The sequence below is a fragment of the Synechococcus sp. N32 genome (genome assembly GCF_900473895.1).
GTDB lineage: Bacteria > Cyanobacteriota > Cyanobacteriia > PCC-6307 > Cyanobiaceae > Parasynechococcus.
The window spans coordinates 432,676-445,848 of sequence record NZ_UCND01000015.1 but is presented as its reverse complement, the minus strand read 5'-3'; the positions used below and the strand labels follow the sequence as shown (position 1 = coordinate 445,848).

12 protein-coding genes are annotated in these 13,173 nt (G+C 62.8%); 9 read left to right on the top strand and 3 right to left on the bottom strand.

Annotation, left to right across the window (positions count from 1 at the left end):
* Position 1: 1 nt before the first annotated feature.
* A complete protein-coding gene (locus DXY35_RS10910; protein WP_115082300.1) occupies positions 2 to 508 on the top strand; it encodes a DUF4330 domain-containing protein in 507 nt (168 codons plus the stop codon).
* A complete protein-coding gene (gene dacB, locus DXY35_RS10905; protein ID WP_115082299.1) occupies positions 505 to 1,812 on the top strand; it encodes a D-alanyl-D-alanine carboxypeptidase/D-alanyl-D-alanine-endopeptidase in 1,308 nt (435 codons plus the stop codon). The genes DXY35_RS10910 and dacB overlap by 4 nt, the downstream gene beginning before the upstream one ends.
* On the opposite strand, the gene DXY35_RS10900 is transcribed toward dacB, so the two are convergent.
* Together DXY35_RS10900 and coaD are read right to left on the bottom strand one after the other, a co-directional pair.
* Positions 1,757 to 2,776, bottom strand: a complete 1,020-nt coding sequence (locus tag DXY35_RS10900) for a hypothetical protein (protein WP_115082499.1) — start codon at positions 2,774 to 2,776, stop codon at positions 1,757 to 1,759. The genes dacB and DXY35_RS10900 overlap by 56 nt on opposite strands.
* Before the next feature lies 1 nt (position 2,777).
* Complete coding sequence (coaD, locus tag DXY35_RS10895; RefSeq protein WP_114989170.1) at positions 2,778 to 3,269, bottom strand: pantetheine-phosphate adenylyltransferase; 492 nt, start codon at positions 3,267 to 3,269, stop codon at positions 2,778 to 2,780.
* A gap of 69 nt (positions 3,270 to 3,338) precedes the next feature.
* Here coaD and DXY35_RS10890 point away from each other — a divergent pair, with 69 nt between their 5' ends.
* From DXY35_RS10890 to DXY35_RS10860, 7 genes are read left to right on the top strand one after another with little or no spacing between them, the layout of a single operon-like run.
* Positions 3,339 to 3,821, top strand: a complete 483-nt coding sequence (locus tag DXY35_RS10890; protein ID WP_115082498.1) for a flavin reductase family protein — start codon at positions 3,339 to 3,341, stop codon at positions 3,819 to 3,821.
* Positions 3,822 to 3,830: 9 nt separating this feature from the next.
* Positions 3,831 to 5,816, top strand: a complete 1,986-nt coding sequence (gene uvrC, locus DXY35_RS10885; protein WP_115082298.1) for an excinuclease ABC subunit UvrC — start codon at positions 3,831 to 3,833, stop codon at positions 5,814 to 5,816.
* Positions 5,813 to 6,100, top strand: coding sequence for a hypothetical protein (locus tag DXY35_RS10880; protein ID WP_115082297.1), 288 nt, complete (start codon positions 5,813 to 5,815; stop codon positions 6,098 to 6,100). Before uvrC ends, DXY35_RS10880 begins: the two co-directional genes overlap by 4 nt.
* 2 nt (positions 6,101 to 6,102) lie before the next feature.
* Positions 6,103 to 7,599: a cryptochrome/photolyase family protein gene (locus tag DXY35_RS10875; protein WP_115082296.1), complete on the top strand. Its 1,497-nt coding sequence runs from the start codon at positions 6,103 to 6,105 to the stop codon at positions 7,597 to 7,599.
* A gap of 35 nt (positions 7,600 to 7,634) precedes the next feature.
* Positions 7,635 to 8,207, top strand: a complete 573-nt coding sequence (gene hemJ / locus DXY35_RS10870; protein WP_115082295.1) for a protoporphyrinogen oxidase HemJ — start codon at positions 7,635 to 7,637, stop codon at positions 8,205 to 8,207.
* A 13-nt stretch (positions 8,208 to 8,220) separates the two neighbouring features.
* On the top strand, positions 8,221 to 8,868 hold the full coding sequence (locus DXY35_RS10865; protein WP_115082294.1) for a PHP domain-containing protein: 648 nt from the start codon (positions 8,221 to 8,223) through the stop codon (positions 8,866 to 8,868).
* 27 nt (positions 8,869 to 8,895) lie between these two features.
* The gene (locus tag DXY35_RS10860) at positions 8,896 to 9,450 is read left to right on the top strand and encodes a hypothetical protein (RefSeq protein ID WP_115009061.1); all 555 of its coding nucleotides are present in this window, start codon (positions 8,896 to 8,898) and stop codon (positions 9,448 to 9,450) included.
* On the opposite strand, the gene cobN is transcribed toward DXY35_RS10860, so the two are convergent.
* On the bottom strand, positions 9,440 to 13,168 hold the full coding sequence (cobN, locus tag DXY35_RS10855; protein WP_115082293.1) for a cobaltochelatase subunit CobN: 3,729 nt from the start codon (positions 13,166 to 13,168) through the stop codon (positions 9,440 to 9,442). The two genes, DXY35_RS10860 and cobN, sit on opposite strands and share 11 nt — an antisense overlap.
* Positions 13,169 to 13,173: the final 5 nt, after the last annotated feature.

The window sequence follows — 13,173 nt, the reverse complement described above, 5'->3', positions numbered from 1 at the left end:
GATGGTGCTCAACAGGCTTCGATCCCTTTCACCCATCGATGCCGTGGCTGGAGTCGTCGCCTTGGCCGCTCTGGCCGGGGTTGTCTGGTCCCCCAAGCTCTCGAATGCGGTCGCCAAGGCCACCGGTGCCGTGAAGCCTGTGCAGGTGAGCGTTGATGTGGTGCGGCTGTACAGCGCCGATCCCGAGCAGCTGCTGAATTCAGTGCGGGAGGAAGCAGCCCTCAACATCGTGATTCGCAACCAACCGGCCGGACGGGTCAGCCTGGTGTCGGTAGATGACGTCACCAATTCCCTGACGGCGGTGCAGCCCGATGGTTCGGTGGTGCTCGCCGATGCTCCCGCCACGGCTCTACCCCGCCATGCCCGGTTTGTGATGGAGGCCCAGGCTGAGATCAAACCCTCCGGTGTTGTGATCGGTGGCACCAAGCTCAAGGTGGGTGTGCCCGTTGAGCTGGAGGGTCGCCTCTACCGCTTGAAAGGTGTTGTGAGCGGAGTGATGCCTCTGTGATTCGCTCTGCCCTGGTCTCCCTGCTGGTGCTGGCGCCCCAGTTGCCCGTCAGGGCAGCGCCTCCACTGTTGGCACCACCTCCGGTGGTGCAGCGCCAGGGCCAGGCCATGCTCAGCGGCGGTGCACTGTGCCCGGCCCTGCAGACGGCCCTGGAATCAGCGGTGGGCACGGAAGAGCGGCTTTGGAGCGTCAGCGTTGTCGATCAACGGGGTCAGCTGCTGGCTGATCTCAACGGGGGGATCCCCCGGATTCCTGCATCGAATCAGAAACTGGTCAGCACGGCCTTTGCCCTGGATCGCCTCGGCCCCGACTTCCGTCTGAAGACGCAGCTGTTGCGTCATCCCGATGGATCACTGGAGATCGTGGGGGAGGGCGATCCCGACCTCAGCATTGCCGAGATCCAGAAGTTCGCCATGGTTGCCCTCGGCCAGGGCGGCTCCAGCAGCACCTCCAGCTCCGCCTCCGCGCCGGTTCAGCTGATGGTGCGGGAGGAACCTCGTCAACTCTGGTGGCCTGCCGATTGGGATCCTGCGGATCGCTCCTACGCCTACGGCGCACCGATCACTCGCCTTGCTCTCACCAGCAACGCCCTGCACATGGCGGTGATGGATCCAGCGGCACGGCTGCAGCGGATCCTCAACTCCACCGTGCAACAGCAAGGGGGACAGATCCGCCTGCAGATGGTTGATCAGCGGACCCGAGAGGCGGCCCTTGCGCGGAACTGGCGGGCGAGTGTTGTCCTGCACAGCGAGGATTCCGCGCCGATGCACGCCCTGCTCAGCCTGGCCAACACGGAGAGCCACAATTTCACCGCTGAGGTGCTGATGCGTGAAGCGGCGGACGTTTGGGATGTGAACCGTGCGTCCATCGCCACCACCCGCTGGTTGCAAGCCCAGGGCATCCCGATGACGGGACTTCGGCTGCGGGATGGCAGCGGACTCTCACGGGGCAACCGTCTCACCAGCCGTTCCTTGTCTGTGCTGCTGTGGCGCATGGCGCAACACCCCCTGGCGGCCTACTACCAGGCCTCGATGGCGATTGCAGGCCAGAGGGGAACGCTGCGCAACTACTTCTGGGGCACACCACTTGTGGGTCGCTTCTGGGGAAAGACCGGCACCCTCAGCGGAGTTCGATCGATCTCCGGCATCCTTGAAACCACCGATGGACCGCGTTACGTGAGCATGATTGCCAACGGGTCCTATGCACCCAACTCCGTGATGGGCCAGATCCTGCTGGCCAGCCAGCGGATCAGCCGTTGCCCCGCATGGACCGCAGCCGTGACGCTGCCCGCTGAGCCCGACTGAACGGAACGGTTTTGCTGTCGTCGCCAGCGTTGGCGCCAGGGGCCGCGGAGCGGATCGTCTGAATCTTGGAGAGCTCCTGACGGCCGGCCATCACCACCTGGGCCATTTCCTTGAGGCGAACCTCCAGCTCCCCCAGGGTCTGCTCGGCGTAACGGTTGGCCCCGTCTTGAACGCCGGCTGCTTCCTGGCGGCTGCGTTGGATCAGCGACTCGCACTGCTGTTGGGTCTGCTGGCGGAACTGCAGCGCGTCGTTGTGAATTCGCTCGGCCTCATCACGGCCTTCCTTCTGCAGACGCAGGGCTTCACGGCGAATCGTCTCCAGATCCTGAAGCACCTGCTGTCGGTTGGCTTCATGCTGCTCAGCGTGATGGCGCTTGAGTTCCGCTGCGTTGGCCTCGATCTGTTGCAATTGCTGCTGGGCCTGTTGGCGGCTGGCATCGAGTCGCTCAGCGTGTTGATGCTTCAGCTCAATCGCTTCTTGATCCAGCTGCTGGCGACGCTCCAGTGCTTCCTGCTCCAGCTGCTGGCGGCGTGAGGCGAACTGCTGTTCCAACTGGGCCAGCTTGCTTTGCATCTCCTGCTCCAACTTCGCCCCCTGCTCGCGCGTTTTCTGGAGCAATTGCTCACACTGCTGGCGGGCTTGCTCACGCATCTCATTCACCTGCCGTTCCGCTTCCTGGCGGATGGCAGCGTTGCTCACAAGCTGCTCGCGCTGACGCTGGGCCTGTTCAACGATCTCCTCGGCGTTCCTGCGGGCGGTGTTGATGAACTCGTCCCGGCGATCCAGAAGTTTGGCGGCCCGCTCCAGCTCCTTCGGCAATTCATCGCGGACGGCATCCAGCAGCTCAACGGCATCCGTTTCATTGACCAGACGTCCGCCGGTGAAGGGCAGCCGACTGCCCTCCAGCACAACTTCCTCCAGCTGATCGAGTTGATCGAGAACGGAGAACCGGACGTCGTTCATCTCAGCTGGCATGGAAAGTTGAATTAAAGAGCCTGTTGAGGTCCTTCGCCACCTCTGGTGGAACCATGTGGTCGATCGATCCACCGAAGCGGGCCACTTCCTTCACCACCGAGCTGCTGAGGAAGCTGTGGCGGGCCGTCGTGGCCATGAACACCGTTTCCAGATCGTCTGCCAAGGAGCGGTTGGTGTGGGCGATCTGCAGTTCGTATTCGAAGTCACTCATCGCTCGCAGGCCCCTCAGGATCAGGTCGGCGCGATGGGTGACGGCACAGTTCACGGTGAGGCCATCGAAACTGATCACCTCAACGCCGGAGAGGTGGCGTGTCGCCGTGCGGATCTGTTCGATCCGCTCTTCGACACTGAACGCGGGCCGTTTGCTCGGATTGCTGAGCACCGCGACAACCACCTCTCCAAACAGGCTCACCGCCCGCTCGATCAGGTCCATATGACCATTGGTGAGAGGGTCGAAACTGCCGGGGTAGAGCGCCCGCATCGGGAATCAGCGATGGGCGGATCCTATGCAGTGGATCGCTGTTTAGATTTCAACCAACGCATCCGTGCCATGAGCCTCGACGCCGACGCCAAGAAGGTCCTGCTTCGCAAGATCCCCCATGGGCTCTTCATCTGCGGTGTTCGCAACGGTGATGAGGTCAACGGATTCACAGCCAGCTGGGTGACCCAGGGATCGTTCGAACCGCCCTTGGTGGTGATGGGTGTTCGTGCTGACAGCAGCAGTCACACCATCATCGAGGCCACCGGCAAGTTCTCGCTCAACGTGCTGCGGGCCGATCAGAAAGATCTGGCAGCCGTGTTTTTTAAGCCCCAGAAGGCACTCGGTGGTCGCTTTGAAGCGGCACCCTTCGAGGAGGGCGAACTTGGTCTTCCCCTGCTCACCGATGCCGTCGGAGGTGTGGAGTGCGAACTCGTGGGCTCGATCAAGCATGGTGACCACACCGTTTTTGTGGGCGAAGTGAAAACGGCGCGCCTGATCGCCGATGGCGAGGCCCTGAACCTGGCCAGCACCGGCTGGAATTACGGCGGCTGAGCTGGCCCGGTGGATGCCGCCTCCGGTGCACCGCTGCTGACGCAGCCCGAGCGTCTTGAACGCCGGCTCAAGGAGATCCCCGCTGAGCCGGGTTGCTATCTGATGCGGGACGGCGACGACCGGATCCTCTACGTCGGCAAGTCGAAGGCGTTGCGCAGCCGCGTGCGCAGCTATTTCCGCAGTCGGCATGATCTGTCGCCACGGATCCGGCTGATGACACGCCAGGTCTGTGAGATTGAGTTCATCGTCACCGACAGCGAGGCGGAGGCCCTCGTTCTCGAGTCGAACCTGATCAAGAACCATCAGCCGCACTTCAATGTGCTGCTGAAGGACGACAAGAAATACCCCTACCTCTGCATCACCTGGAGTGAGGCCTACCCGCGGATTTTCATCACCCGTCGCCGTCGCTTCCGAAGCCCCCTGGATCGCTTTTACGGGCCCTATGTCGATGTGGGTCTGCTGCGCCGCACCCTGTTTCTGGTGAAGCGGGTGTTCCCGCTGCGGCAACGACCCCGGCCGATGTACCCCGACCGCACCTGCCTCAACTACAGCATCGGGCGCTGTCCGGGGGTCTGCCAGGAAAAAATCAGCTCGGAGGATTACCACCGCACCCTGCGCAAGGTGGCGATGGTCTTCCAGGGCCGCAGCGATGAACTGCAGCAGCTGCTTCAGGAGCAGATGGAGCGGTATGCCGAGCGGATGGATTACGAGTCGGCGGCCCGGGTTCGCGATCAACTTCAGGGGCTGGATCAGCTCACCGCCGATCAGAAGATGAGCCTTCCGGATTCCTCGGTGAGTCGGGATGTGCTGGCCCTTGCCTTCGATGAACGTTTGGCGGCCGTGCAGCTGTTTCAGATGCGCGCTGGGAAGTTGGTGGGACGTCTTGGCTACACAGCCGACGCCTCAGGTCTGGGACCTGGACTGATCCTGCAACGGGTGATCGAAGAGCACTACAGCCAGGTGGATTCCGTTGAGGTGCCCCCCGAGTTGTTGGTGCAGCAGGCTCTACCCCAGCAGAAACTGATGGAGGATTGGCTCTCGGAACAGCGCGAGCGTCGGGTGCAGATCCACTGCCCGCAGCGCCAGCAGAAAGCCGACCTGATCGAACTGGTGCAGCGCAACGCGGAGTTTGAGTTGCTCCGCGCCAAGCAGGGTCAGGAGAAGCAGTCGTTGGCCACGGAGGATCTGGCGCAACTGCTGGAGTTGCCCACCCCGCCGCGAAGGATCGAGGGCTACGACATCAGTCACATCCAGGGCAGCGATGCCGTGGCCTCTCAGGTGGTGTTCATCGACGGACTGCCCGCCAAACAGCACTACCGCAAGTACAAGATCCGCAGCAGCAGCATCCGCTCTGGCCACAGCGACGATTTCATGGCGATGGCGGAAATCATGCGCCGTCGTTTTCGGCGCTGGGCTCGGGCCAAGGCAGAGGGGGTGGATGTGGGTGCCCTGCGTCACAAAGGCGGCAGCGCTCTGCAGACCGACGGCCTCAACGACTGGCCCGATGTGGTGATGATCGACGGCGGCAAGGGCCAGCTCTCTGCCGTGATGGAGGCCCTGCGCGAGCTTGACCTGCACGAGGATCTCAACGTCTGCTCCCTCGCCAAGCAGCGCGAGGAGGTGTTTCTCCCCGGTGAAAGCCAGCCGCTTGAGAGTGAGCCGGATCAGCTCGGGGTTGTGCTCCTTCGCCGCCTGCGCGATGAAGCCCACCGTTTCGCTGTCAGCTTCCACCGCCAGCAGCGTGGTGAGCGGATGAAGCGTTCACGCCTCTCGGACATCCCCGGGGTTGGGCCCAAGAGGGTCAAGGATCTCCTGGCTCATTTCCATTCGATCGATGCCATCCAGCTGGCATCGGTTGAGACCCTGTCCAAGGCCCCTGGCGTCGGCCCGGCCCTGGCTCGCGACATCCACGATTTCTTCCATCCTTCCGATGACGGAACCGACGCTGATGCCAGGGCTGCTTTAGAAGAGCAGCCTCAGGAACTCTCCGCATGATCCGTCATCTCTGCATGGCTCTGGCAGGAGTGCTTCTTCTCGCCGTTCCTGTCTGGGCGTCCCCCGGGCTGTGCACAGGGCCCGTCTGTGCCGATGGCATCACCCGCAGCGCCAAGAACCACTGGCAGCTGGTGCTGCGGCTCAACGATCAGCAGGGCCATCGCGAAAAAGTGGTGATGAATTGCCGGGCTGGCCAGCTGAGCCCCATGGCCGGCCCCGTGGATCGCGCCTATGCCACCGCTTTGGGTCGACGCGCCTGCCGTCTTGCTGGGGAGGACAGCTGACGGTGGATCTCAGTCTCGTTTTTCCCCATCAGCTGTTTGAGCACCATCCCGCGCTTCGGGCGGGACGGGCCGTGGCCCTGATCGAAGATCCGCTGCTGTTCGGCACTGATCCCCGCTGGCCCATCCAGGTGCACCGGCAGCGCCTGCTTCTGCATCGGGCCTCGATGAATGCCTATGCCGAGATGCTTCAGGCCAAGGGCTTCACCGTGCTGCGGGTGCTGCAGGGGCAGGCGGCCGGCACCGTTGAGATCCTTGGAGATCTGCTCGATCAGGGCTATCGGTCCTTCCATCTGGCGGATCCGGTGGACGATGTTCTGAGCCAACGGATCTCCGCCTTCGCCTCCCGTCACGGCTGCGGTCTGGAGATCGTCGCCACCCCGATGCTGCTCACCCCAGAGCCCGTCATTGAGGACCATTTCGCCTCTGGCAAGAAGCCCCTGATGGGTCGCTTCTACGAGATGCAGCGCAAGCGACTGGATCTGCTGATCGATCCTGATGGTGGTCCTGTTGGTGGCCGCTGGAGTTTCGATGCCGACAACCGCAAGAAGCTCCCGAAGGGAATCCTGGTTCCAGAGCCCCCGGCCGAACGCTCGAGTGGCTCGTTGGCTCTCGTTGAGGCTGCTCGGCAGCAGCTCATCGGGGAGGGGGTGACCGGCATCGGCAGCTGGGACGGGTTCCATTACCCCGTCACCCATGGCGATGCAGCCCGTTGGCTGGATCAATTCCTCGAACAACGCCTGCGCCAGTTCGGGGCTTATGAGGATGCGATCAGCACCCAGCACCAGGTGATGTGGCACAGCGTGCTCACGCCGATGCTCAACATCGGTCTGCTCACGCCGCAGCAGGTGCTGGATCGAACGCTGGAGCGGGCTGATGCCGGTGACATCCCCCTCAATTCATTGGAGGGATTTCTGCGTCAGATCGTCGGCTGGCGGGAGTTCATGGCGGCGATGTACCGACGCCATGGTGTGGAGATGCGTAACGGCAATTTCTGGGGCTTCGACGATCGGCCGATTCCCTCCGCCTTCTACACCGCAACCACGGGCCTGCCCCCGATTGATGACGCCATCCGCCATGCCCTGGAGACCGGCTATTGCCATCACATCGAACGCCTGATGCTCCTGGGGAACGTGATGCTCCTCTGCGGATTTCATCCAACCCGGATCTACACCTGGTTCATGGAGCTGTTTGTGGATGCCTACGACTGGGTGATGGTTCCCAACGTCTATGGCATGAGTCAGTTCGCTGATGGTGGCATCTTCACCACCAAGCCCTATCTCTCCGGCTCCAACTACGTGCGCAAGATGTCGGATTACCGCAAAGGTGAGTGGTGTGACACCTGGGATGGCCTGTTCTGGACGTTCATCCATCGCCATCAGGATTTCTTCCGGCGCCAATACAGGCTGGCGATGATGGCCCGCAACCTGGATCGCATGGCTCCCGAGGTTCTGTTGGCCCATCAGCGTCGAGCTAGCGATTTTCTTGACGCGCTCACCTGAACCCTGCGTAAGGTCGCCCCAGATCAGTTGTGTTGATGACGTTTTCGCCCGAGGCCTACCTCTGGTTCAAGACCCTGCACATCGTTGGGGTCGTGGTGTGGTTTGCGGGCCTCTTCTATTTGGTGCGCCTGTTCATCTATCACGTTGAAACTGAGGAACTGGCGCCGGAACTGCAGCAGCCGTTCCGCGATCAGTACACCCTGATGGAGAAACGGCTCGCCAACATCATCACCACGCCGGGAATGGCTGTGGCGGTATCGATGGCCATAGGGTTGCTGCTGGCCCAGCCCTCCTGGCTTCAGCAGGGTTGGATGCACGCCAAGCTCGGTTTTGTGGCGGCCCTGCTGGCTTACCACGTGTTTTGTTACCGGCTGATGAGCCAACTCCACGCCGGCACCTGTGCTTGGTCAGGCAAGCAGCTGCGCGCCCTGAATGAGCTGCCCACGCTGCTGCTGGTGATCGTGGTGATGCTGGTGGTGTTCAAAACGCAGTTCCCCACCAGCGCAGCGACCTGGTTCATCGTCGCCCTGGTGGTGTTCATGGCAGCGTCGATTCAGTTCTATGCCCGTTGGCGCCGCCTGCGGGCCGAAGCCTCCGCCAAAGCCTGAGATGAGGGTTGAGATGACCCACCCCCTCCAAGCCGTGCTCGAACAGGTGGGACCGTCGAGTTGTCCCACCACGCACAACTTCCACTGCCACACCATCTGCAGTGACGGCAGCCTCGAACCGCTCGAGCTCATCCAGCAGGCCACCGAGCGGGGGCTCAAGCACCTGGCGGTGACGGATCACCACAGCAGCCATGCCCACCGGGAGATTCAGGTCTGGCTGGATCAACAGCGTGCCAGCGGTGTTGAGGTCCCCACGGTGTGGAGCGGCATGGAAATCAGTGCACTGCTGAAGGGGTGCCTCGTTCATGTGCTCGCCCTTGGGTTCGAGCTCAACCACCCTGCGCTCCAGCCCTACAACCGTGGTGATGCCGTCGTCGGTGAACCGCTAAGGGCTGAGGCGGTGGTGAAAGCCATCCATGAAGCCGGTGGATTGGCAGTGTTGGCCCATCCCGCCCGTTACCGCCTGGGCCATGACGTGCTGATCGATGAGGCGGCCCGGCTTGGTTTCGATGGTGGTGAGGCCTGGTACGACTACGAGATGCAACCAACCTGGTCCGCCAGCCCGTTGATCTGCGAGGCCATCGATCGTCAGCTGAGCAACCTTGGCCTTTTGCGTACGTGTGGCACCGATACCCATGGAATTGACCTTTGCGGCCGCTAAGTTCATTCCATCTCAGTTCCGGTCGACATGGGCTTCTTGGATCGTCTGCTGAAAAAGGATTCCGCAGATTCCGACTCCACGATTCAGCCGCGCAAGCCGGCAAAGGAGAAGCCGGCCGAGTTCTTCCTTGATGCCGACGCTTCCTCCTCCCTCGGGGATGTGAACTACATGCGCGAGTCGAAGACGATTCGCCGCACCTTCCCCGGCACCGTCGACAGTCCCGGCACCAAGGAGCAGATCATGGAGGTGGCTGCCGAAACCGAGAAGCTTGAGAAGCGCAGCGAAGGCCTCGGTGGCGTCGTCAAGAAGGAAGAATCAATCAGTCTCAACGCGGGCATTCCCACGCCAGTGAAGAAAACCTTCGCTGAACAGGTGAGCACCGAGGAGATGAGCAAGCGCCTCAAGGGCACGGCCATCACGGGTGTGAACACCCCTGCTCCCGCCGGTGCTGCTCCCCTCGGCCGTAAGGAAGAGCTGAATCCCAAGGAGGAACCGGTGGCCAAGGCGGGTTCCGCTGCGCCGTCCTCCAAGCCTGGGTCGATCGATCCGTTCCGTCAGATGGTTCGCGACCTCAACAAATAGGGCTTCCCCGTTCAATCTGGGCTTCACTGCTGATCACCAGCTGTTGCAGGTGAAGCAGCTGGTCTTTTGTTGCTGACGTCCAAAGGCCTCGATTCGAGGCCTCCAACAGCCTCTCGGCCATGTCCCTCAACACCCAGGGGTTGCTCCCCTTGAGGAAGTCGAGGATTTTCTTCTGGCTCAGCCACTGTTCACACAGCGCGCCGTAACACCAATCGGGAACGCGATCGGTAGAGGCGTCGTAGGCAAAGAGGTAGTCAAGGCTGGCCCCCATCTCGAAGGCACCCTTGTAGCCGTGCTGCATCATTCCCTCGATCCAGCGGGGGTTGAGCATCCGGCTGCGCATCACCTTGTCCAGTTCCTTTTCAAGGCGGTGCAGACGAGGGCGTTCGGGGCGTGAATGGTCTCCGAACCACAGTTGCGGCCGTGCTCCTGACACCTCTTCCACCGCTGCACTGAGGCCCCCCTGGAACTGGTAGTAGTCGTCGGAATCGAGCAGGTCGTGCTCGCGGTTGTCCTGGTTATGGAGCACCACCTGCACCCTGCCCAGGGCTTGCTCGAGGCCGGAACGATCAAGGCTGGGGGCAGCGGCACCGTCGTACGACCATTGGCTCCAACTGAGAAAGGCCTGGCCCAGGTCGGCTCGGGAATCCCAGGCGCCACTGTCGATCAGGGCTTGCAGACCGGCTCCGTAGGCACCGGGGGCGGACCCATAAATGCGGCCCTGGGGTCCGCCTTGACGGGTGAGCTCAGCCAGAGGATTCAGTTCATTCGGTTCATCAAGGGCCGCCACCATCGACTGGGCCTGATGCACCCAGCCAACCAACTGGGGGAAGGCGTCGCGAAACAGTCCGGAGATGCGCAGCACCACATCCACCCGCGGTCGACCCAGCAAACGGGCTGGGATCACCTCCAGGTCCACCAACCTTCGGGTGGGGCCGTCCCAAACCGGTCGAACACCGATCAGGGCCAGCAGCTGAGCGATGTCTTCTCCGCCATTGCGCATTGTTGCTGTTCCCCAGACCGATAACGCCAGATGGCGCAGCGGTTCCCCCTGCTCCAGCAGATGGAGATCCAGCAACTGCTCCGCCGAGCGTCGCCCCAGATCCCAGGCGGCTTCCGTGGGCAAGCCCCGCAGATCGACGGAATAAAAATTGCGGCCGGTGGGCAAAACATCGGGGCGACCACGACTCGGTGCTCCTGAGGGTCCCGCAGCGATGCGCTGCCCCTGAATGCCCCGCAGGAAGGCCTCTTTTTCCGCTGAGGCACAACCGTTCAAGCGGGGCCAGAGGTCGTGGTGCAGGTTCTGCAGGCAGGGATCCTTTCGGCTCCAGGTCCGGAACGGTTCCGCCAGTCCGTAGCCCTGTTCCCCATGGATGATCCATCGGATCAACAACTGGGCCTGCTGTTCCAGCCAGGCGCAACCATCCCCCACCCGTCGGCAGTTCGCGCCACCCAGCAAGCTCAGTCGGGCCTGATCCGCCTCCGAGAGCTTGTCGCCTTCGTCCTGCTGCCAGGGGTCAAAGCCCAGTTCTGCCTGCAGGGCCATGGCCTGCAGCAAGCCGGGCTGACCCTGCCGGGGGGGACGAGCCAGGGCGACCAGCAGCTCATCGGCGGTTTCTGACGATGGCGCCACACCAAACCGATGCAAGCCGGTGCGGATCTGCGATTCCTTGAGCTCGCAGAGATAGGTCTCGGCCTGGTCCAGACATGTTTCCAGCAGCTCCGGTTGGCGGCGAATCTCCGCTTGGCTGGGGATTCCGGGCCAGTTGAGGGACAGCAGGCTGGAATGAACTGCCTGTTCCAGCATCCGGGCCCGCTGGCCGCCCAGTTGCCGCACTTCCACCAGTTCATCCAGCAGGCCCTCCAACCTTTGCAGTGGTCCGTGCAATCCTGCACGCCCCAAGGGAGGTGTGAGGTGGTCCAGCACCACGGCATGACCCCGTCGCTTGGCCTGAGATCCTTCGCCGGGGTCGTTGACGATGAAGGGGTAGAGGTGAGGGATCGGTCCCAGGGCCAGCTCGGGGCCGCAGGCATCGCTCAACCCCACCGACTTGCCCGGCAGCCATTCCGCACTGCCGTGCTTGCCCACATGCAGCATCACCTGGGCCTGATGCACGCAGCGCAGCCAGAGGTACTGAGCCAGATACCGGTGCGGTGGAGGCAGATCCGGTGAGTGGAGATCGGCGATCTGATCGGCGTCATAGCCGCGATCCGGCTGGATCAGCACCACCACATGGCCGAAGCGCAGGCCATGAATGGCAAACCCCTTGTTTGGATCCAGATCGCAGGCGGCTTCTGGAGGTCCCCAACGGGATTCGATCAAGCGTCGAGCCAATTCCGGAACGCTGGTCCACCACTTCTGATAGGTGGTGAGGGGCAGATGATCCAGCGCTGGGCGGTGCTGTCCTTCCGGTGCATTGGTGCGACCGGACAACAGCTGTTGCATCAGGCCATCGCCTGAATCCGGCAAGGCTCCCGAACCGAGGTCATGGCCGGCGTCAGCCAGCCAGCGGAGCATCCGCGCCGTGCTGTCTGGCGTATCAAGGCCCACACCATTGGCCACACGACCGTCGCGAACGGGATAGTTGGCCAGCACCATCGCGATGCGTCTCTGGGCACAGGGGGTCTGTCGCAGCTCCACCCAGCGACGGCTGTGCTCTGCCAGCCACGCGAGTCCAGATGGATCCGGCTGCAGGCAGGGAATGGCCGTGGCCAGGGGGCCGGTGGTCTGCAGGTGGTCACGAAAACCGCAGGGCCGCGTGGTGATCCGCGCATCCAGCTCCGGCATCACCACCTGCAACGACAGATCCATCGGATTCAGCCCCTGGCTGCTCTCCAGCCACTGGGCCCGGCTGCGGCTGCTGCTGAGCAGTTGCAACACCGGTCGATCGAGACGATCCCAGAGAGGGCTGCCAAGGCCGGCCTGTTCGGTCTGCACCGAAGCAAATGACGTGCCCGCAATCACCAGCTCAGCATTTTGCTGATTCAACAGGTCGTGGACGCCGGCCTGCACCGCCGGGTTTCTCAGGCTGCTGACCCAGAGCAGACAGGGCCGCAGTCCCTCTTTTCGTAGTGCGGCCGTGAGGGCATCCGCCAAGGCAAGGTCTCCGGCTTGAAACTGAGCCCGATAGAGAACAACTCCCACCGCAGCCCCGGCTTCGTCGCGCCAATCCCAGGGCATCGGATCTGGGCAAGGCACCACCGCAACGTTGCCGGGTGATGGGGGGGTGCCCTCCAGCAGAGCCTCGAGAGCTCTGAGGAACCGCCCCATATTGTCGATGCCCCCTTCCCGCAGCAGTGCCGACAGCTGATCGGCCAGTTCAACACTGCAGGAACCCAGCCCATGCAGCTCGTTGCTCTGATCAGCCGTTCCGGCAAGGACGATCAGTTGTCGCTGTTTCGCTTCGCTGCACCAGCGCTGCAGTTGCTCCAGGCCGTAGCTCCAGTGCCCACGGCTGCCGAGCAGGCGCACCACAATCAAGTGCGCCGCCTGGGCGGTGGTGTTGAGGTAATGGTCCAGCTGCGCTGGGTGGTCCAGGCAGCTCAGGGGCAATGCCCGAATCCGCTCGTTCCAGGCCGGGTTGCTCGGCAGGCTGGCGTCCAGGCAGCTGATGTCAGTGCCTGCGCTGGTGAGGAACAGCACATCCGCGCCCGGCTGCTCCACGAGCACCACATCTTCCGGTGGGTCCAGACCCGGACAGGTGGCAAGGCGATGCATGCCCC